At 40.3% G+C, this 19,868-nt stretch carries 16 protein-coding genes and 1 pseudogene; 12 read left to right on the top strand and 5 right to left on the bottom strand.

Annotated features, from left to right (window positions below; translation table 11 throughout):
- Window positions 1-54: 54 nt before the first annotated feature.
- Window positions 55-1,248, bottom strand: a complete 1,194-nt coding sequence (locus tag DOT_RS22945) for a Na+/H+ antiporter NhaC family protein (protein WP_009623923.1) — start codon at window positions 1,246-1,248, stop codon at window positions 55-57.
- Window positions 1,249-1,857: 609 nt separating this feature from the next.
- On the opposite strand from DOT_RS22945, the gene DOT_RS22940 reads away from it, so the two are divergent.
- The 11 genes and pseudogenes from DOT_RS22940 to DOT_RS28005 all read left to right on the top strand — a co-directional run bounded on the left by DOT_RS22940 (window position 1,858) and on the right by DOT_RS28005 (window position 14,742).
- Window positions 1,858-3,372: a DUF4173 domain-containing protein gene (locus tag DOT_RS22940; protein WP_009623922.1), complete on the top strand. Its 1,515-nt coding sequence runs from the start codon at window positions 1,858-1,860 to the stop codon at window positions 3,370-3,372.
- A gap of 181 nt (window positions 3,373-3,553) precedes the next feature.
- Window positions 3,554-4,099, top strand: coding sequence for a sigma-70 family RNA polymerase sigma factor (locus DOT_RS22935; protein ID WP_009623921.1), 546 nt, complete (start codon window positions 3,554-3,556; stop codon window positions 4,097-4,099).
- Window positions 4,092-5,552 (top strand): DUF4179 domain-containing protein, encoded by a 1,461-nt coding sequence (locus DOT_RS22930; protein ID WP_009623920.1) that lies wholly within the window; start codon window positions 4,092-4,094, stop codon window positions 5,550-5,552. The genes DOT_RS22935 and DOT_RS22930 overlap by 8 nt, the downstream gene beginning before the upstream one ends.
- 361 nt (window positions 5,553-5,913) lie before the next feature.
- A complete protein-coding gene (locus tag DOT_RS22925; RefSeq protein WP_040413334.1) occupies window positions 5,914-6,291 on the top strand; it encodes a hypothetical protein in 378 nt (125 codons plus the stop codon).
- Between the two features lie 182 nt (window positions 6,292-6,473).
- Window positions 6,474-8,642 carry a glycosyltransferase family 39 protein gene (locus DOT_RS22920; protein ID WP_009623918.1) on the top strand — a complete coding sequence of 723 codons (2,169 nt, stop codon included), beginning with the start codon at window positions 6,474-6,476 and terminating at the stop codon, window positions 8,640-8,642.
- Between the two features lie 18 nt (window positions 8,643-8,660).
- A complete protein-coding gene (locus DOT_RS22915; protein ID WP_009623917.1) occupies window positions 8,661-9,629 on the top strand; it encodes a glycosyltransferase family 2 protein in 969 nt (322 codons plus the stop codon).
- Between the two features lies 1 nt (window position 9,630).
- Complete coding sequence (locus DOT_RS22910; RefSeq protein WP_040413333.1) at window positions 9,631-10,005, top strand: GtrA family protein; 375 nt, start codon at window positions 9,631-9,633, stop codon at window positions 10,003-10,005.
- A gap of 98 nt (window positions 10,006-10,103) precedes the next feature.
- A pseudogene (galU, locus tag DOT_RS29130) lies at window positions 10,104-11,005 on the top strand (UTP--glucose-1-phosphate uridylyltransferase GalU).
- A gap of 16 nt (window positions 11,006-11,021) precedes the next feature.
- Window positions 11,022-12,674 carry a glycosyltransferase family 39 protein gene (locus DOT_RS22895; RefSeq protein WP_009623913.1) on the top strand — a complete coding sequence of 551 codons (1,653 nt, stop codon included), beginning with the start codon at window positions 11,022-11,024 and terminating at the stop codon, window positions 12,672-12,674.
- Window positions 12,675-12,849: 175 nt separating this feature from the next.
- Window positions 12,850-13,476, top strand: a complete 627-nt coding sequence (locus DOT_RS22890; protein WP_009623912.1) for a hypothetical protein — start codon at window positions 12,850-12,852, stop codon at window positions 13,474-13,476.
- 279 nt (window positions 13,477-13,755) lie between these two features.
- Window positions 13,756-14,742, top strand: a complete 987-nt coding sequence (locus DOT_RS28005; RefSeq protein ID WP_009623910.1) for a hypothetical protein — start codon at window positions 13,756-13,758, stop codon at window positions 14,740-14,742.
- 104 nt (window positions 14,743-14,846) lie between these two features.
- On the opposite strand, the gene DOT_RS22880 is transcribed toward DOT_RS28005, so the two are convergent.
- Window positions 14,847-15,521 carry a response regulator transcription factor gene (locus DOT_RS22880; protein WP_009623909.1) on the bottom strand — a complete coding sequence of 225 codons (675 nt, stop codon included), beginning with the start codon at window positions 15,519-15,521 and terminating at the stop codon, window positions 14,847-14,849.
- A 312-nt stretch (window positions 15,522-15,833) separates the two neighbouring features.
- Here DOT_RS22880 and DOT_RS22875 point away from each other — a divergent pair, with 312 nt between their 5' ends.
- Window positions 15,834-16,742, top strand: a complete 909-nt coding sequence (locus DOT_RS22875; protein ID WP_009623908.1) for a peptidase MA family metallohydrolase — start codon at window positions 15,834-15,836, stop codon at window positions 16,740-16,742.
- Between the two features lie 269 nt (window positions 16,743-17,011).
- Here DOT_RS22875 and DOT_RS22870 read toward each other — a convergent pair whose 3' ends face one another.
- From DOT_RS22870 to DOT_RS22860, 3 genes are all read right to left on the bottom strand, one after another.
- The gene (locus tag DOT_RS22870; RefSeq protein ID WP_040413324.1) at window positions 17,012-17,941 is read right to left on the bottom strand and encodes a DMT family transporter; all 930 of its coding nucleotides are present in this window, start codon (window positions 17,939-17,941) and stop codon (window positions 17,012-17,014) included.
- A 63-nt stretch (window positions 17,942-18,004) separates the two neighbouring features.
- Window positions 18,005-18,817: a helix-turn-helix domain-containing protein gene (locus DOT_RS22865; RefSeq protein WP_009623906.1), complete on the bottom strand. Its 813-nt coding sequence runs from the start codon at window positions 18,815-18,817 to the stop codon at window positions 18,005-18,007.
- A 287-nt stretch (window positions 18,818-19,104) separates the two neighbouring features.
- Entirely contained in the window at window positions 19,105-19,611 is a 507-nt protein-coding gene (locus DOT_RS22860) for a hypothetical protein (RefSeq protein WP_009623904.1), read from the bottom strand.
- Window positions 19,612-19,868 lie beyond the last annotated feature (257 nt).

Genomic DNA, 19,868 nt, shown 5'->3' with positions numbered 1-19,868 from the left:
CCAAGTTTTCTTTAAAAGCCTTTCATGATAGTAATTCAGGATTAACACTTGTAGTTAGTCATATTTGCGACTCTGAACCCAAAACTTTAGATATGGAATTTGGGTTAAAGGTAGAAGATAGAGGAAAAAAGCGTAGGGTATGAAGCCGATCAGACTTACATTCATTGTGGAAGTTGGAACAAAAGCCGCAGTATTCCAGGGGATGATAGCTGCTAACGGTACGCAGGTATTTTCTAGGTCAACTGCCAATTGGTAAGAGTCGAATTTATTTCTTACATAGACCTTGTTCATCAAAGAGTTTGTCAATACAATGGCGATCGTTTGGCTGCAACCCAAGATCGCTGTAATAATACTGATGGTCATTGTCATTAGAAACGTGGCAGGACGGGATTTCGCTTTTAACAGAATTCCGTCTAAATCTTCCAAAAGGTTTGTCTCAGCAAAAAGTCCCGCCCAACAACAGGAAACAAAAACGACAACAGAGACTTTCCACATGGACATGATCCCTCCGCCCTTCAAGATGGTCTTAAGAGGGCTTGCTTGGTCTAAATCATAACCAAATAGCATAATTTTCACAATTTCAAGGGCCTTGTAATGTTGTAGGTAAAAACTAATAATCACAGCGAGCAGAATGCTCACGAGCATGGATATTTTTACGTCAACCCTTAGGATCGCCAGGATGAGTATGGCTAATGCTGGCAATAGGGCGACCCAGTGAAGACCAAAAATATTTAAGATTTCTGGAGCCATGGAGTTTTCTGTAAATGTTAAAGGATGATATAACGACAACAATAGGTAGAAGAAAATAGACACCATAAAGGGTAACATCCCTGTCTTTAACATATTTTTTATGTTTGGGTAAAGATCTGTTTCTGTCAAATGGGCGACTAGATTCGCGCTTGAGGACATAGGTGAGCAACGATCACCAAAATAGGCCCCGGCCATAATAGCTCCGGCGGCGATATCTGCATCGATATTGCCGCTCTTAGCCATTAATATTAGGGATAAGCCTACGGTACTCACTGTTCCAAAAGAAGTTCCTAATAGGAAAGATACTACCGAGCTTATAAGAAAGGCGTACATGATAAACAGCCTTGGATTAATTAGCTGAATGCCATAATAGAGAATGGCTGGAGTGGTTCCCGAGGCCATCCAGAGGGATGTAATCGCACCGACTAACACGAGAATACGTAAAACAATAAATGATTTTTTACCGCCCTGATAAGACATTCGGAGAATCTCTTTCATCGGATAATCTCTTTGCCAGGCGATAAATGCGAAATTTAAAAACAAAGTGCTAATGGAAAACCAATAAATATCCCATTCAAGGTACACAGAATCAGAAGGATAAATGCAATAATCACGCTGCTGATAAGGTATATATTCCTATGCTTCACGGGTTACTCCCTTCGAGTTCGTTTGATTCTCACTGCTTAATCAAAGCGCCATATGATAGGTACAGTGTGTAGTATAATAAGTTTGCTTACAATCTACAAGGGAGGAAACGCAACTATTAGTCTTTCCTTGAGCAAAATTCATCTGGATAGATCCGATCCCACCACTGTTCCACTTCCAAAAGAAATGAAATAGCGGCCAAGGCCTGAATGGAGTAGATAATGAGACATGTCTACTCCATTCAGACCTTTTCTTATTTAGATGGCATATGGAGGGCCATCGTAAAGGTAGCAATGATCAACAAAATTCAATAAAAAAATATCGATAAACAATAAATATATATTGAAAAAGATTGATTGTGCATATATACTTAAAGCATATTAAGATAGAAGGTAGCTTGAATTTAAGAACATGATGGTCATATTCTTAAATAAATATTTAATCATGGGAAGAGGAAATATTATGGCAGATATAATAATAGGTCAAGAGGAAGATGCGAAAGATCCTACGTTCAGAAAGAAAGATATGAAGATTCTTATTTGTTCAATTCTGTTAGGAGTACTGTTTGACATTTTATTTTATAATAAGCCGTTAGGTATTTCATACCCGCTTTTTGTAATCGCTTTCTATGTTGCATTCTTATGGAATTTACGACCTAGGGTATCCCTTAGAAATAGTTTTGGCTGGATCTTGACTATACCTATTGTGGCCTTATCGTCTACGTATTTTATTTTTACGAATCAAATTTTTGCTTTTTTTAATTTTTTCCTAATCCCCTTTTTGATAATCGCTCAGACAATCCTTATTAGCGAAGAAAACAAACATAACTGGTACGATTCGAGGTTTATGATGGATATCTTTTCTGGTGTTTTCAATCGTGCATTTAGTTGTACCTCAAAACCATTTATAATGGGATTAAATTCTATGCGCAATAGCAGGAGACATAAAAAGTATGATGTATTTCAGAAGGTTCTTATCGGTCTGGGGATCTCAATTCCACTCTTAATGATTATCGTTTCTCTCCTTTCGTCAGCAGACAGAGTCTTCGATCATTTCATTGCTGAAATATCAAGTTCGTTTAAAAATATAAACATCTCTAATTTTTCTCTTCAAACAATTATTGCTTTAGTCATTACAATGATTACTTTCAGTTACATATGGAGCTTCTCGAATTTCAGTAGTAATCTAAAAAATCAGCAGCAAGGAGTCATAGAAACAAATCCAGGCAGTTGGGACCCGATAATCTCCATTACGATTTTGAGCGTCATTAATTGTGTCTATGTCGTTTTTACAATTATCCAATTTGCTTACCTATTCGCTTCCGTAAATAATGCTTTACCACCGGATTTTACATACGCAGAATATGCCCGAAGAGGATTCTTTGAATTATTAATGATCACCTTAATCAATTTCGGTTTATTGTTAAGTAGTATAAAATTCACCCAAAAGGACGGTAGCTTCGTAGCTAGAACTGTTCAACTTTTACACTCCCTTCTTATAATTTGTACTGTAGTAATACTTTTATCAGCATATTTTAGAATGTCACTCTATGAAGCAGCCTATGGTTATACGTATTTAAGAGTGTTAACTCATTTTTTCATGGTCTTCTTGGGTGTCTTATTTTTGATAGCCTTCTATAAAATATGGAATGAGCATATGTCTTTACTTAAGCCGTATATTGTCATTACAATTGTGGCTTATATGATCATCAATTTTGCAAATATTGACGTGCTTATAGCCAATAAAAATATAAACCGATATCTTGAAACGGGTAAGCTCGATACTCATTATTTGAGAAACTTGTCCTATGACAGCATTCCAGAATTAGTTGACCTGCTTAATGATGAAAAACTTTCCAATGAAATTAGGAAATATTTGATTGAACAACAACAAAATTTATCTAAAAAGGGTTCTTGGCAGTCCTTTAATTTATCTCAACACAAGGCTAAGCAAGTGCTTGCTCAATATAAATTATGATAGGGGTCATCAAACCGTCATCCTAAGTAATAACACCCACACCACACTACGAATAAAGTGGTGTGGGATTTCTGTTTATCATCAAGATTTTCTTCGAGATCTAAAACTTTTTTCGTGTAAGTGAAGTCTAATGAGTGAAGGCTGAATTTCATCGATTGAGAATCAGATATAGGGGTGAGTGATGGACACGCAAATTGTTGAAGCAGCAATAAAAGGAGATTCTGAAGCTTTTTATGAGCTAATGAATTTACATAAGACTCAACTCTTTCGTATCGCTTTTCGTTATCTACAAAGTGAACAGGATGCGCTGGAAGCTATTCAAGAAACGACCTTTCGTGCTTATCGTAGTGTTAAAAGACTAAGGGAACCGGAGTACTTCCAAACTTGGCTTATTCGTATCCTTATTAATACTTGTCACGATGAGCTTAAGCATCAAAGAGTCCAAACGTCTCTGAGAGGAGTTAATCCAAACGGGTCGACAGTCTTTGATGATTCAGCTGAGCCGGGGGGGAACGCTGATTTGCAACGTTTAGATATCCTTTCAGCTCTGGATCGTCTTGAGGTTAAACACCGTCAGGTTATTGAACTAAAATACTTTGAGGATTTAACGATTCGCGAAATTGCCATAACCTTGGAACGACCTGAAGGAACAATTAAAACTTGGTTAAATCACTCATACAAACAACTGCGAGAACACCTGCGAGATAGGGGGGAGAGTCGTGTTTGAACCAGAAGAATCAACTGAGAGGGAAGAGAGTGAAGAAGAGAAATACCTTAATGAGCTAGATGCGGTGGAAGAGATGGAAGTAATAAATGAACTAATTCAAGCTAAACCTCGATCTATGGACATGGCAATACCTAAGGACCTCGATGATTATATTCGAAACGGCTTGGACAAAGGATTGAAGGTTCAAAAAGCGAGGCAGTTCCGCAAATGGAGCACCCTCGTTGCCTGTTTACTTCTCGTTGTGTTAATTACAACCGTGCGGGTTTCTCCCGCTGTAGCAGCAGTTTTGCGTCAGATCCCCGGTCTGGGTTATATTGTGGAACTTATTAATTATGACAAAGGACTTCAGTCCGCAGTGGAGAATGACTTTTTTCAACCGCTAGGAGTCTCGGATGAACAGGAGGGTGTTGTGTTTACTGTGGATGGGATCTTGATGGATGAATCAAGCCTGGTTATTTTCTACACTGTAGAAAACAAATGGGGACAGAGCCTAGTCGATTTATCAGAAGCTAAACTATTTGATGAAATGGGCGAACCAGTTAAGGAGGTGTCAATAGTTTCTTATGCCTCGGCAGATCCCGATCAGGACGGCGACGGTAAGGTCCATTCCCAAATTAATGTTAACTTTAGTGATCTTACCGTGATTCCAAATAATCTATCCGTAAAAGTACAGCTTCGCAAAATAGTTCAGGATAAATCCCCTCAGCCTTCCGACACACTTTCCTCTACTTGGAAGATCATAATCCCAGTTGATAAAAATAAGTTTACCGATATGAAGAAAGTCTATGAAGTTAACCAGAACGTGGTTATCGAAGGGCAAAAAATCACATTTAAAAAAGCTACAGTTTATCCAACACGTATGGCCTTGAATGTGTCCTATGACCCGGTGAATAGCAAAAAGATCTTTGCCTTTGATGATTTAACTCTCGTCAATGAAAAGGGTGAGGAGTGGGGGCGGATCATGAATGGAGTAACAGGCAGTAGGCCCGATGAAAACCACGAAATCCTTTTCTTTCAGAGCAATTATTTCACCGAACCTAAAAAACTCTTTTTGCGAGGCAAGAGCATCCGCGCTCTAGATAAAGAAGAATTGAATGTTATCCTGGATCTAGAACAAGAGAGAATACTGAAGGCCCCACCAAACTTAGTACTCGATCATATAGTTAAGACTTCTTCACGAAAGGTGGCTGAGCTATCTTTCTTGCTAAAAACAAATCCAGAATATGATAAAGAACATGGGTTCAATATTTTTCCTTTTATATTCAGCGATGCTCGTGGGCAATCATTGGATACTGGAGAGCATGGCATGTTGTCGCACTCTGAGAAGCCTGGATATGATCAAACCATTACCGTAACTTTCCCGGATAATATATCCTATCAATCTCCAATCACATTTCAGATAGAGGATTTCCCGAGTCGGATTACGGGCGATATTAATATTCGAATCAAGTAGTGAATTTTGTTATAGTCAACGTCTGATAACAGCTCAGTAATACTGGGATGTGTCGGAAGCTAATATAAGAGTTTTAGAAAACAAGAAGGTGTTATCCGAAAATTGAAATGATGGGGAGATATATTAGGCTCTATTCGCAAATTGCAGCGAATAGAGCCTTTTGGAATTTTATAATCCAATTGATTAAGTTTATTTTTTCAACTAATTTTCAGGAAACTCTCAATAAACGTTCAGGTGGCATTTAGGCGTGATTCAGGAACGAGAGTTAAAGTAATAGAGAACCAAATGCGAAGAAGTATAACCCGTTGAGATTAAACCAATCGCCCAAAGAAGTGCCAATTTTGATGGAGGTGTTTTTGGAATGTTGTCAAAGCCGGAGAAAAATTATTTTCTTAATATTTCACTCATTGTTATGTCGCTCGTTTGTATCGTTACAGGTTTTTTGTTGGATTCAAGATCAAATTTATTTAATGTAACCACGCTTCATATTTGGTCGGGCTATATTATGACAGGGGTTTTGGTGATACACCTCTTGATGCATATAGACTGGATTGTAAATCTTACGAAGACTATACTGCGTCATAAAATGAAAGTCATCGCGGCATTAGCTACTTTATTAGTTTCCGTTGGACTTTGTTATTCCATTGCTGTTTTTAGTCCCCAACGAAATTCTCATGGTTTCCATGGAGATGGAGGAAGATCTTTTCCAACGAGTCAAGTTGATCAATCTAACAAATAAACCTGGAAATTTCGATAATCAGTATTTCAGCTAATTTTCAGGAAACGCTCAATAAACGTTCAGGTAACATTTAGGCCTGATTCAGGAACGCAGGTTATAGTAATGGAGAGCTACAAGAGCTACAAGAGCTACAGCAGAGTAATGACCTTCAGACAACAATATGTAAAGGAGTTAATAAAGCAATGAAATTATCAAAGGTTAAACGTATTGACCCGTTGTTGATTGGAATCACCTTGCTTGCAGCTTTCTTAAATATGTACGGTATATGGAAGGACCAATATGCTAATGCCTATTACACTTCAGCGGTCACTAGTATGCTTCAAAGTTTCCACAACTTCTTTTTTGCATCGTTCGATCCAGGCGGGTTCGTGACTGTGGATAAGCCTCCTGTCGCGTTCTGGATTCAGACGCTGTTCGCATCGGTTTTCGGCGTACACGGTTGGAGCGTTATCTTACCACAGGCTCTGGCTGGAGTTGGATCGGTATTATTAATCTACGTTCTTGTCAAACCGTCCTTTGGTAAAACAGCTGCCAGGATCGCAGCTCTAGTAGCTGCCTGTACGCCCATCGCTGCAGCTGTAAGTCGTACAAATAATGTCGATAGCTTATTGGTTTTTACCCTTCTTGCGGCAACCTGGATGTTATTTCGGGCTGTGAAAACAAAGAAATGGATTTGGTCTATCGCAGCTTTTGCCATGATCGGGGTAGGGTTTAATATCAAAATGCTGCAAGCGTATATGGTACTGCCTGCCTTCTATTTGTTCTATTTACTGGCTTTCAAAGTTAATTGGAAAAGGAAGCTTGCTATACTGGCCGCCTCAACAGCAACCCTGTTGCTAGTATCGTTATCGTGGCCGCTCATTGTCGATAGCATTCCTGCGGCAAATCGGCCGTATATCGGAAGCAGTCAAACAAATTCAGTCTTGGAACTAGCCTTCGGTTATAACGGCATTTCCCGGTTGACAGGACAAGGAGGACCGGGAGGAGGCAATCGTGGGGGAGCTGGCGATGGACAACCGCCTGGTCAAGATGATGGCGGCCGGATGACTGATGGCCAGCAATGGCAACAACCTTCTTCAGGACAACAGCAAGACGGCAGTGCTCAAATGACGGATGGTGCTGCACCAATTCCAGGTACTGATGACAACAATACAAGTCGTCAAATGAGGGATGGGGGTCCCCCGGATGGTGGGGGGATGGGAAATGGTGGCAACGGTATGTTCAACACAGGAACAGCTGGACCACTTCGTTTATTCCAATCTCAGTTATCAGGACAAATCAGTTGGTTGCTTCCTTTTGCTCTCTTAGGGGCCGTTGGCTTACTGATGGGGATTCGTAGAAAACAGCAGCTGACGGATAAGCAAAAAGAAAGTTTGTTTTGGCTGGCTTGGTTGTTACCGATCATGGGGTTCTTTAGTGTCGCCGGGTTTTTTCATCAGTATTATCTGATTATGTTGGCTCCCCCCATAGCAGCGCTTACAGGCGCGGGTTGGGTAGAATTATATAACTTTAGCCGTAACCACGCAGATTGGAAACAGTGGTTGCTGCCAGTCGGGATTTTAGGTTCGACAGCCTTTGAAATTTATATTCTGCTTCCTTATAAGACTCAAATTGGACTTGGATTGCCGATTGCTGTTGGGGTTATAGGCGTTGTGGTTTCGCTCATTCTCGGTACCCTAATAGTCACTCGACCCTCAAACGGCAAACTTCGAATCAAGATTAATAGAACCGCCGCTGTAGTAGGTTTGTTAGCCCTGCTAGCAGCTCCACTATTTTGGGCTGCAACTCCCATTATCTATGGAGGAAATAGCATGTTGCCGGCAGCGGGGCCGACATCCTCGGGGAATGGAATGGGTGGTATGCTAGGACAAGGGCAGGGAAAAGATCAAACCCAAGATCAGACTTCAGACCAGATACAAGAACAGACTCAAGGGAAGGCACAGACTCAGTCTGCTGGACAATCATCGGAAAGTGTTAATACAAATTTACTGGCTTATTTAACGGCCAATAATACCGGTGAGAAGTATCTGTTTGCAACGACCAATGCGAGTACAGCCGAAGCCTACATTATCAATACCGGTAAAGCAGTAATGGCGATGGGTGGGTTTTCCGGCTCCGATCCGATCCTGACCGTCGATAAACTAAAACAAATGGTTGCCAACAAGGAAGTTAAATATTTCTTAACATCCTCTGGTGGTCAAGGAGGAGGCAGTTCGGATGTTCAAGCTTGGATCATCCAGAACGCAAAGGTAGTCCCACAGACAGAGTGGCAATCAAGTACAAAAAATGAGAACTCCCAGGGCGCTATGGGTAGGAACGGTTCCCAAACGCTATACGAAATCAGTCTCTAAAAGGTAGGAGGTAAGAGTATGAATCCGGACATTCGCTATTCTATTGTCATTCCCGTTTACAATGAAGAAGCTGTCATTGGCCAAACTTACCGACGCTTGAAGCAGGTTATGGATTTGACGGGAGAGGCCTATGAACTGATTTTCGTGAACGATGGAAGTAGTGATCATTCAACTGAAATGATCAAATGTTTTAGAGAGCAGGATAATGCGGTGAAACTCATTTCTTTCTCGCGCAATTTCGGTCACCAAATAGCTATAACAGCCGGGATGGACTATGCCTTAGGTGCGGCAGTGGTTGTCATCGATGCTGACTTGCAAGATCCCCCTGAATTAATTCTGGATATGATTGCTAAATGGAAAGAAGGATTTGACGTTGTTTACGCCAAACGGACAAAGCGGAACGGAGAAACATTTTTCAAAAAGCAAACCGCTCGTTTGTTTTACCGAATTCTGAGCGCCTCCACAGATCTCGATATCCCCACGGACACAGGAGATTTTCGCTTACTGGATCGCAGAGTCTGTGAAGAACTGAAGCGGTTGCCTGAGAAAAATCGTTATGTTCGCGGCTTGGTCAGTTGGATTGGCTTTCGGCAAACTGCCGTTGAATATGTAAGGGATGAACGCTTGGCTGGCGAAACCAAGTATCCTCTTAAAAAGATGATTAAGTTGAGCTTAGATGGTATTACCTCCTTCTCCTTTAAACCTATTAAAATGGCAACCTATGTAGGGTCTGTAATATTCGCTTCCGGCTTGGGCTACTTGGCAGTCCTGTTACTGTTGAAGGGGTTCACCGAGTCAGTTATCACTGGATGGAATCTGGTTATGGCTATGCAACTAGTGCTGAGTGGGATTCTCCTGGCGATGATGGGGATTATTGGAGAGTATATTGGACGTATTTATGACGAAGCCAGAGATCGCCCCTTATATATTGTAAGTGAATGCCATGGGATGATGAAAAAAAACCGAAATGTGAAGAAGGTTGTCTAATATGGCCAAGCAACCTCTGGAGTTTATAAAATTTTCTCTAGTGGGGGCCGTAAATACGCTCATAGATTTTACAGTGTTTACGGTTCTCTCCAATATGGGTGTTCTGTTATTAGTGGCTCAATGTGTCTCCTACACCTGTGGAGTATTGAACAGTTTTCTGCTGAACCGAACATGGACCTTCCGGGGACGAGGTCAATACTCCGGTCAGTGGATTCGATTCTTGGTCCTGAATCTGGGAACTCTAACAATAACTTATGGGATATTAGTCTATTTGCACGATTATTTAGTATGGCCAATCCTTGTCAGCAAATTGCTTGCCACTGGAGTAAGCCTTGTCATTAATTTCATGGGCAGTCGTGTATTAGTTTTTAGTTGACCCGGTTGCTTGTTAAGTTCGTATGATTATGAACACAGCTTGATGTTTTTCTTTCCAGCAGATTTGATAACAAACTGATAAAGATTGGAGTGAATACTATGAAAATCAGGAAAGCCGTTATCCCTGCAGCCGGTCTAGGGACGAGATTTTTGCCGGCAACCAAAGCTCAGCCTAAGGAGATGCTCCCAATCGTTGATAAGCCGGCCATCCAATATATTGTAGAAGAAGCGGTGCAATCGGGTATCGAAAGCATACTCATTGTAACGGGCAGAAACAAGAAATCCATTGAGGACCACTTTGACCGATCCGTTGAACTCGAGCAAATGCTCAGTGAAAAGGGAAAAACGATTTACTGCATGAGATTCAAAACATTAGTACTATGGCCAATATTCATTATATCCGCCAAGGGGAACCACTTGGTCTGGGGCATGCCATTCTTTGTGCGGAGCAATTTATTGGTGACGAACCGTTTGCCGTTCTGCTAGGAGACGATATTATGCTTTCTGATCCTCCTGCCTTAAAACAAATGTTGGATGTTTTTGAAACTTATGAGCAAACAGTTGTTGGCGTTCAACAAGTTCAACCTGAGGAAGTAAGCAAATACGGCATTATTTCAGCGTTAGCTAAGCATAACAAGATTTTGCAAGTGCGAGATTTGATTGAAAAACCCACTCCTGCCAGTGCCCCTTCCAACATTGCCATTATGGGCAGATATATCTTAAAACCAACTATTTTCCCCTTTCTAAAAACACAAGGAAGAGGAGCGGGGAACGAATATCAGCTGACAGATGCCTTGCGAGAAGTTTGTCACGCGGAAGGTTTGCTTGGATTAGAATTGAAGGGAGACCGCTACGATATCGGAGATAAGTTTGGTTACATGAAAGCTATCATTGAAATGGGGCTGCAGCGGGAAGAGCTGCAACCTCAAATGATTGACTATTTGCAGCAAGTGCTTAAAAAGCAACTAAACAAGAAGCGGCTAAAAAGGGCGGCGGTTTGAAAGGAGTAGTCAAGCAGTGAGTTTTAAAAAGCATATACTCAAAATAAGCTTACTAATACTTTTATTGGTTGCAGCAGTATTATGTATAACTTCACTAGGGAGCTATAACAGTAATGCTCAATCAACTCAAAGTATTACTGAATCTCACAACTCCTTGCCAAATGAAAGCAACTCACTTTTCGGTAATGTGAGTCAAAGTACAGATCAAGATATAGGTCAAAGTACAACTCAGAATGCAACTCAAGCGCCAAATGGACAGTTCCAATCACCAGATGCAGGTCAGAGAATAAATCCCTCTAACAGAGCCATGTCTAGTACAATGACCAGCGGAAGTACTAAGGCGAGTGCAGATTATACCCTCCAAATTGTTACCTATGCTGTTGCTTTCTTAATGATCTTCCTGGCAGCCTATTACCTGGTTACCAGGAAAAAGGTAATAATCCAGCCAGGTAATGGGAAAGTTCTAATCCTTACCTTACTTGGCGTCGGATTGCTTTTGCGAATTTCTCTGGCTACGTTGATTGCCGGCCATCCTTTTGATCTTAATACCTTCAAAAACTGGGCCACTACTGCTGCCAATAATCTTTCTCAATTTTATCAAGGGCGTAACGCCAGCGATTATCCGCCTTTGTATATCTATGTTCTATTTCTAATCGGAAAAATTGGTAGCATCTCGGCACTAAGCCCTTATTTCACTTTACTCTTAAAACTACCGTCTATAGTAGCAGATATCGCTACCTCCTTCTTGATTTATAAACTCGCCAAAAAATATCTTTCTTTGGAGATTAGCATTTTGCTAGCCGCATTTTACACCTTCAATCCGGCAGTTTTTATTAATTCGACGATATGGGGTCAGGTAGATTCTTTCTTCACTCTAATTATTGTCGCTGCGATTGTTTTGCTTTCAGAAAAGAAAATAGCGTTAGCCGCTGTTTTCTTTACGGCTGCTGTACTCATGAAGCCGCAGGGAATTATCTTTCTGCCAGTACTTTTCTTCGAATTAATCAGGCAAAAAACTTTAAAGAGTTGGTTAAAAGTTTTCATCTCAGCTTTGGTTACAGCTCTCGTGATTGTACTTCCCTTTTCTTTGAATACGAATGGACTATGGATTTTTAAACTTTTCGCAAGTACGCTAGCCGAGTATCCCTATGCCTCTGTTAATGCCTTTAACTTCTTCAGTTTGTTGGGAGCGAACTTTGCCAAGGACGCAGGTACTCTGTTTGTACTCAGCTATCACAACTGGGGTTTGTTGGCAATAGTTATGATTACCGCATTTTCATGGTTTGTCTTTATCAAAGGTAAAAGTAGGGTATATGCATCTGCTGTTGCACTCCTTTTGATTGATGGTGTCTTTACGTTTTCGACTAGGATGCATGAACGGTATTTATTCCCAGCCGTTGCCCTGTCGATTCTAACCTTTATATATCTTAGAGATAAACGCCTAATGCTGTTAGCAGCAGGGTATAGCACGACTATTTACATTAATACTCATTATGTTCTCTATGAAACGCTGAGCGGTATAAATTCCGTATTTTATAGTCCCATCCTCATAGGTACTTCTCTCTTAAACGTATTATTGTTCGTATGCCTGCTTAAGGTTTTATACGATGTTACGCTTAGAGAAGGGAGGGGGTGGAGCAGGGTAAGTTCTCCGAGAGTCTTATCATAATCAATTATCACTTAAAACTTTATGCCCTTTAGGACATAAAGAAAACTTACTTCAGATGGAGTGTTATACTCCATCTGAAGTTAAGTCGAACTAGGAACTACGAATTATGTACCACAACTAGTTCAAAGTATAGCCATCAATCAAACTATTATAAAAACGAAGGAGGAATTTATTAATGGAGAAACAGAGTAATGTTCAAAAATTTACAAGAAGCACGAGATCTTGGATAACAGTTGGGATGTTAATGTCTCTGACGATAATCGGAGTAGTTGGTTGTGGTTCACAAAAGGCAACTACTGCACCCTCTACGGCTACAACACAATCATCCTCGACAACAGAGGCATCTGCTGACTCTGAAACGCAACCAACAACATCTAGTCAAGATAATCAGGGTCAGACTGCCCAAAAACCGACACTCAATCCTGCGATTGAAGCCGCAATGGGGATACGTCGACTTCAAGGGAACCAACAGATGGTTTTGACAAGCGATCAGAAAGATAAAATCAAACCAATCCTGCAACTTTTAATTGATACTTCAGACCCAAGTCAAGATTTTCTCCAAGAAAAAGCAGATGCGATTACTGCGGTATTTACTGACCAACAAAAAACGTATTTGAGTACAAATGCGAAGCAAGGTGATCTGAACCAAGGGCCCAACGGAGATAGCCAAAATGGGCAAGAACCGTCAAGTGAACAACCAAAAGATCAACCCAAAGGACAAAATGGTGTTCCGAATGGCAAAGCTTCTCCTTCAGGCCAACCACAAGACATATTTAAACAGGTATTAGCTTCTTTAACATAACTTTAAATTCATCAAAGACTTTAATATGACTCTAAAATAGAGATTTTAGGCTTCCAATACGAATAAATGAAGCCTAAAATCTCTTAGTTTGCATAATTCTTTTGTCTCGTGGAAGTTTGAGCGTTGCTTTTATAATGTGAGGTGGTACGTTTCTCAAGTTTTATCATTTTATTTATGGAAAATACTGCGCTAAATACTTAAATCAAAGAAATTACCAAGAATTACGATCGATAAAAGGACTGTAAAGTAAATATTTTCAGGTAAGAAAGGGGAATATTCATGAGCATTTCGTCCATAAGTAGTAATAGCAGTACTCAAAGTCTCAGTGATATTTTGGCTGCTCAATTAAAAGCTAAGCTACGCCAACAAGCGGCCGAAAAACAAAGTAGTACTGTCTCATCTCTGGATAGCGCTGAATTTAGCTCGGAAGCATTGCAAGCGTCTAAGGATTCAAAGGTCAATCCCTTAGACAGTTTGGTGTCTGACGGAACAATTACCAAAGACCAAGAAAATATGATTGCCAGCGCACTTCAATCAACTATGCAAGCGCAGTTTAGTACGCAATCACAAATGGATACGACGGGCACAACAAAGATCGATCCATTGACCAGTTTAGTTTCAAGCGGAGCGATTACTCAAGACCAAGCAGATACAGTTAAAAGCACTCTTCAGGCAAGTAGGCCATCACAGTCAAGGCCCACCCCGCCAAACCCTTTGGATGACTTGGTATCTGCTGGAACAATAACGCAAGACCAAGAAGATGCCATTCATGATGCTTTCGAATCAGCAATGAAATTGCAATCAAACAACACTACCAAGACCAATCCATTGGACAGTTTAGTGTCTGACGGAACAATAACGCAAGACCAAGAAGATGCCATTCAAGATGCTTTCGAATCAGCAATGAAATTGCAATCAAACAACACTACCAAGACCAATCCATTGGACAGTTTAGTGTCTGACGGAACAATTACGCAAGACCAAGAAGATGCCATTGAAGATGTGTTCGAATCAGCAATGAAATTGCAATCAAACAACACTACCAAGACCGATCCATTGGACAGTTTAGTGTCTGACGGAACAATTACGCAAGAGCAAGAAGATGCCATCAAAGATGCGTTCGAAGCAGCGATAAAGTCGGAATCAAGTGCAACCACCAAGACAAATCCCTTAGACAGTTTGGTGTCCAAGGGATTTATTACCCAGGACCAAGAAAATACAATTCAGACTACCTTTGAAACAGCTAGAAAGGCTTATCAACGATAGCGATAGAGGCGAAGCAGTCGGTACAAAAATAAAATCAAAGGTTCCATAACAAATGCATTATGGAACCTTTGATTTTACTAGTCATTTGGCACATAGAATCATATTTACGATACACCGGATTTATTCTCTAAATAATACCCCACGCCACGGACTGTCTTAATGTAGGAAGCACCTATTTTTCTCCGGAGATAGTATATGTAAAGATCGACATTAGCAAACTCATTGCGTGAATAAGAACCCCAGAGTCTTTCGAAAATTCGTTCCTTGGTTACAACATTCCCACAGTTACGCATTAGAGTTTCAAGTAATAAAGTTTCTTTCCTACTTAGATTAATTAATTCTCTGCCCTTAGATACATTACATTTTAATGTGTCTAAGATTAAACCTGCAACCATGAGGTTATTGTCGACTAATTCTTTATTTTTTCTTCTGGAAAGAGCTCTTAATCTAGCTAGAAGCTCTTCGTTGAAAAATGGCTTAACAAGATAATCATCAGCGCCAGCATCCAAGCCTTCTACTTTGTCCTCTAACTTACTATTAGCTGAGAGCAATAAAATAGGTATCGTTATACCTTGAAGACGCAATTCTTTGACGATTGAAAGTCCATCGATATTTGGCAGAAGCCAATCCAAAACAAGAAGATCATATGATCCGAATAATGCCATTTCTAGGCCAATTTCACTATCCATAGTACCATCAACGACATAGCCTTCTTTTGATAATATTCTGCAAAGTGCGTTCGATAATTTTGTCTCAGCTCCTATTAATAGTAACTTCATGATCAGCCTCCCTGTGACAAAAAGCTTTAGGTCTCAAGATGTGCAAAATGCCTAGATTATTTACTAAAATAAGGTAATTTGTATTCGGTAGGGTCTATTATACTTCTTTTACCTGAAAAGAAATTGATAGTTTGCTGAAAGAATGCTGAATGTTTTTCAAAGAATTTCCTTCACTTGAGGTTTAAGCGTGAAAAATCGGTTAAGATTCTGTGAAACTTAGCTAACCTTTAGGGAGAGCTACAGGAGACTTCTTTTTAATGTCGAATATTACACCTGAAATAGTTTGAAGTTAGGTTAAGGAGTGGATGAGAGTTGCTATCGATTATTGCTGGACTCGCTCTAAGTGCCCAAATTTACACACATCAACCGTCCGTTTACGTGCGACCTCCTTACCGTGTACCTAGTTCCAGTAAATATCTGCCGGATCATCGTCGAAATGGAAAGGAATTGCCAAATACTCAAACAACCCTTTCATTGTCAGCAGATTCAAACATCACCTTAAAAGCTGGGGACAATAGAGTGACCAATAATCTACTCTCATCAGCGGTTAAGATCATTAACCAGACGTCTCTGTCAATTTTGAGCAAATACGCTGGTTCGACTCCTACCCAAGCTGTGAACATTATTCTATTTTCAAGTCCTCAAACTTATGGAAATGCTTTGATTCAGGCCGGTATTCCAGCTGATGATATAGCTGCTTACACGGCTAATACTGGCGGAATCACAATTGGTTCTAATATATGGATTCCGCTATATAATCTTAAGGACATTTCACAGTTGGCCAATGTAATGACTCATGAATTGACACACGTTACCTTTAACCAAATAGGGTCTGGTGATAAGCTGCCTACATGGATAAACGAAGGAGCGGCCTGGCGCGACGGTTTATTGGCTGAACAACAGCTAGATTCTCTTGCAACTTCACTGGAAATGTTAACTGAGCAAAGAGGAGTGCTACAAGCAGTTACAAGTGGTCAATTACTTCCTCTAACGGCAACGGAACAAGACATCTTAAATGCCAATTATAATGTAGAATATGAAGATTTCATGGCAGTTGAGTCTCTGGTCAAACAATACGGTGCTGATAAGTTTATCGCTTTCTTAGACGCAGCAAAATCTAACCAACAGGATGCTGATGAAGCCTTCCAAACAACCTATAAGATTAGGATGGTTGATTTTCAAAATACCTTCTTAAAATCGTTACAAAGCGAAGCAAAGTAAATAGTAAATTGGATGGAGGACGAAAGCCATTGTCTAGGCTAATCGAGAGCGTGCAATGTATAGCACAATACGGTTAATTGTTTTGATCAAAGCAAATATGTTTTTTGCACATAGCTAAACCCCGAGTGTCATGGGCACTCGGGGTTTAGTAATCAAGATTTTAATTTAATTAAGATTCAGGTAACATTAAGCTGCGACCCTATATTAAGTGTCAATACCGCTGAGTAGGGCAATTCTAGATTGTTTTGAAGTTGCATATCTGCCCTAGGTTATAGGGGGCTAGTCTTTGAACCTCTTACATACTTTACTCTCGATTCCGGTCGTGTTGCTAAATAAACGCCGGTAATTACAATGGCGGCAGCGATTAGCTTAATAAGTGTAATCGACTCACCTAAGATTGTTACAGACTGGATAATCGTAAAGATCGGCACTAAGTTAATAAAAATGGCTGTGCGAGGTGCGCCAATGCGTTGAATGGCGACCATCTGGAAAAGGTAACCTAATACGGAAGCAAACACACTCATATACAAAATGGAGAGCCATCCGCTCAGTGTTGCTGAAGATAGATATGTAGCAGGATTTTCCCACAACATGAAAGGAATCGAAATAACAACACAGATCAAGAATGTATAGGCAGTGACCATAAGCGGTGATAGAAGATATTGCTTCATATACCTGCGGCTGAGTAGCGAATAGACTGCAAAACAGCAGACCGCGAGCAGCATAATTAAGTCTCCTTTGTTAAATTCAAATTGGGAAATTAGCTGCAAATCTCCATTCGTAATGAACAGAAAGACTCCACTGAAAGATAGGAAAATACCCAATAACCTCCAGGGGGTTAAGCGTTCACTAAAGAACACTGCAGCTAGAATTGTTGTAACCATGGGATTCATAGCTCCGATAAGTGATGAATTAATTGCTGTGGTATATTTTAGTGAAGTGAAAAACAAGGCATGATAACAAAACGTCCCGACGATCCCAAGCAGGATCAGCGCAGACCATTGTCTGCCCCGTGGTAAAAGGTTTTTGGGTTCTCTAACATATAAAATTATAAAAATCAAAGGTAAAGCAAAGAGAAAACGAAAGAAAGTCAGGGCAAATGGAGGAAATTCTCCTACGGCTATTTTGCCGGTAATAAATGCGCCCGACCAAAAAATGGTAGTCAGCACCATTAGTAAGCGAATCTGCTTATCGGACATCTTGAGCGCTCCTTTTTCTAGTAGTAAGGCATCACTTAATAATTTTAAGGTAGTTGCCTTTTTTCAAAAGCTAGGAGGTAATAGTTTTCGGTCGAAAAATTCCTCCATCTCAGGCAAAATCCAATTATCAAGTTGTTTTCCTTGTTCTTTTATAAGACGGTTAACAAGTACGTCATGCCAAATATAATCCTCAAGCAAATAGATATGAACAGAATCATCAGTATAAAAGGCATTACTGTCGCGTTCTGCAGAATGGCCGTATAGTAGTTCGCAACTATCAATCGAAAGAATGAACCAATTCTCTGAACGTAACGAAGACATGTAATCGTTAAGGCGATGACTGTAAAGCCCCTCAAGTGGTTGAAAAACCTCAAAAGTAATACCACGTAGGCGACGCCCGTTATGCACTGCTTGCTGGAGGTCTGGCAGTAGTTCATTGTACATCGTATCCCAGACTGAAAGGATTATTTGATTTTTCGCCCTGCGAATTAGAATGCGGCAAAATGCCAAAATGTTATCCTTTCCTCGCAAAGTAGAAATGTAAGTATCCTGCTTTTCACCTTGGTTTTCAATCGCCTTTAATTCTTTTTCGGCAAAAGAGAAATCAGTTAGCCAGCTATTGCGAATCCTTTCGAGAAAGACGCTTACCGGAAGACAGGTGTAGGTTTTCACCCCTTCGGCATTTTCCTCAGTCATCACAATCCCCTGTTCAACCAAAGATTCTAAAGTATCATAGATCCTAGCTCTGGGAATACCGGACACTTTGCTTATGGAGGAGGCATTCGATGGACCACTTCTAACAAGTGCTTGATATGCTTTAGATTCGTATTGAGTAAATCCGAAGCGTTGAAGGATCTCGCTTAAATCTCGAACCATGTCGGAGCTCCTTTCTTAACAAAATAATCGCTCCCCCGATACGTAACTACTGGAGTAGTATCACACAAATTGTACCAATCTCTAGACCGGTAGTCAATCGTAATGATTACTAAAGTTATTATTTCATCTGCTGCAAGATGCGACTGCTTGACAAATAGAGGGCATTTCTCGTTTGAAAGCAGCTAAGAGAGTTGCAAAAGCAACAAGTCAGAGCGCTTTAAGTTAAAACGCTCTGACTTGTTGCTTTTGAGTGTTGGCAGTGTTATATGTAACGATAGATTCGCCGTTTAAGCCGATTCCTTTTTTTCCTTCGGTTTGTCCTTCCAGCCCTCCCATTCAGGAGCTTTACCCAGTTCACTTTTCATGGATTTTGACTGTATAGTCCAGGGGCCTATACTGAGAGTAGGAATTGCAGGAGATAAATGAGTCAGCATAATTCCCAGGTGTCTTCGAAACGCCTTAGTCCCACGGTCTTCAGGAATATCAAATTTCTCGATAATTCCTAACACTTCACTTATATCTGAACAGATCGAGCCATTTGCTTTTTTCTTATGTGATAGGAAGAAACCTACAACATCGTTGCTGCTGCTCTTTTGTTCATCCGTTGTTTCGTCCTCTTCTATAAATTGCAGTTCATTAATTTTATCAATTGCTTCTCTTAATTCCGCTGCTTTTTGGATCACCTCGAGAAGATCCTTCCCTTGGGTTGTGCAGCCCTCAACCTCAAGTATTTCTGCTAACCAAAGTCCTCCTTCTTCATTAAGTGAGCTCGCAATCAAAGTACAGTCTTTCATTTATTCAGCCTCCCCCTAAAGAAATTGTAATTAATAATTCAACATTTCAATTTACAATTCCTTCCAAGCGGAAATTTAGTTTCGTCTATTTATGATTCTTCTAGCCTTGTTGTTCCTAAGTTATTATTCATCAGACAATTTTCACTAACATTAGAATATTAACGAGGGAATGGCTGATATTTATCGGATACCCCTGGGAATTGAACGTAATCGTTTGTTAGTAGGCAGTGGGTATGATATAGTAAAACGCGAAAGAT

This window comes from Desulfosporosinus sp. OT, from assembly GCF_000224515.1.
Classification (GTDB): domain Bacteria; phylum Bacillota; class Desulfitobacteriia; order Desulfitobacteriales; family Desulfitobacteriaceae; genus Desulfosporosinus.
Note: the sequence above shows the minus strand (reverse complement) of the source record. Positions and strands in the feature narration are given on the sequence as shown.

Bases quoted from the DNA above. Each gene is read 5' to 3' on its own strand.
- DOT_RS22945 (WP_009623923.1), bottom strand. From the start codon at position 1,248: ATGAAAGAGATTCTCCGAATGTCTTATCAGGGCGGTAAAAAATCATTT.
- DOT_RS22880 (WP_009623909.1), bottom strand. From the start codon at position 15,521: ATGAAGTTACTATTAATAGGAGCTGAGACAAAATTATCGAACGCACTT.
- DOT_RS22860 (WP_009623904.1), bottom strand. From the start codon at position 19,611: ATGAAAGACTGTACTTTGATTGCGAGCTCACTTAATGAAGAAGGAGGA.
- DOT_RS22915 (WP_009623917.1), top strand. From the start codon at position 8,661: ATGAATCCGGACATTCGCTATTCTATTGTCATTCCCGTTTACAATGAA.
- DOT_RS28005 (WP_009623910.1), top strand. From the start codon at position 13,756: ATGAGCATTTCGTCCATAAGTAGTAATAGCAGTACTCAAAGTCTCAGT.
- DOT_RS22940 (WP_009623922.1), top strand. From the start codon at position 1,858: ATGGCAGATATAATAATAGGTCAAGAGGAAGATGCGAAAGATCCTACG.
- DOT_RS22935 (WP_009623921.1), top strand. From the start codon at position 3,554: ATGGACACGCAAATTGTTGAAGCAGCAATAAAAGGAGATTCTGAAGCT.
- DOT_RS22865 (WP_009623906.1), bottom strand. From the start codon at position 18,817: ATGGTTCGAGATTTAAGCGAGATCCTTCAACGCTTCGGATTTACTCAA.
- DOT_RS22925 (WP_040413334.1), top strand. From the start codon at position 5,914: ATGTTGTCAAAGCCGGAGAAAAATTATTTTCTTAATATTTCACTCATT.
- DOT_RS22920 (WP_009623918.1), top strand. From the start codon at position 6,474: ATGAAATTATCAAAGGTTAAACGTATTGACCCGTTGTTGATTGGAATC.
- DOT_RS22890 (WP_009623912.1), top strand. From the start codon at position 12,850: ATGGAGAAACAGAGTAATGTTCAAAAATTTACAAGAAGCACGAGATCT.
- DOT_RS22910 (WP_040413333.1), top strand. From the start codon at position 9,631: ATGGCCAAGCAACCTCTGGAGTTTATAAAATTTTCTCTAGTGGGGGCC.
- DOT_RS22870 (WP_040413324.1), bottom strand. From the start codon at position 17,941: ATGTCCGATAAGCAGATTCGCTTACTAATGGTGCTGACTACCATTTTT.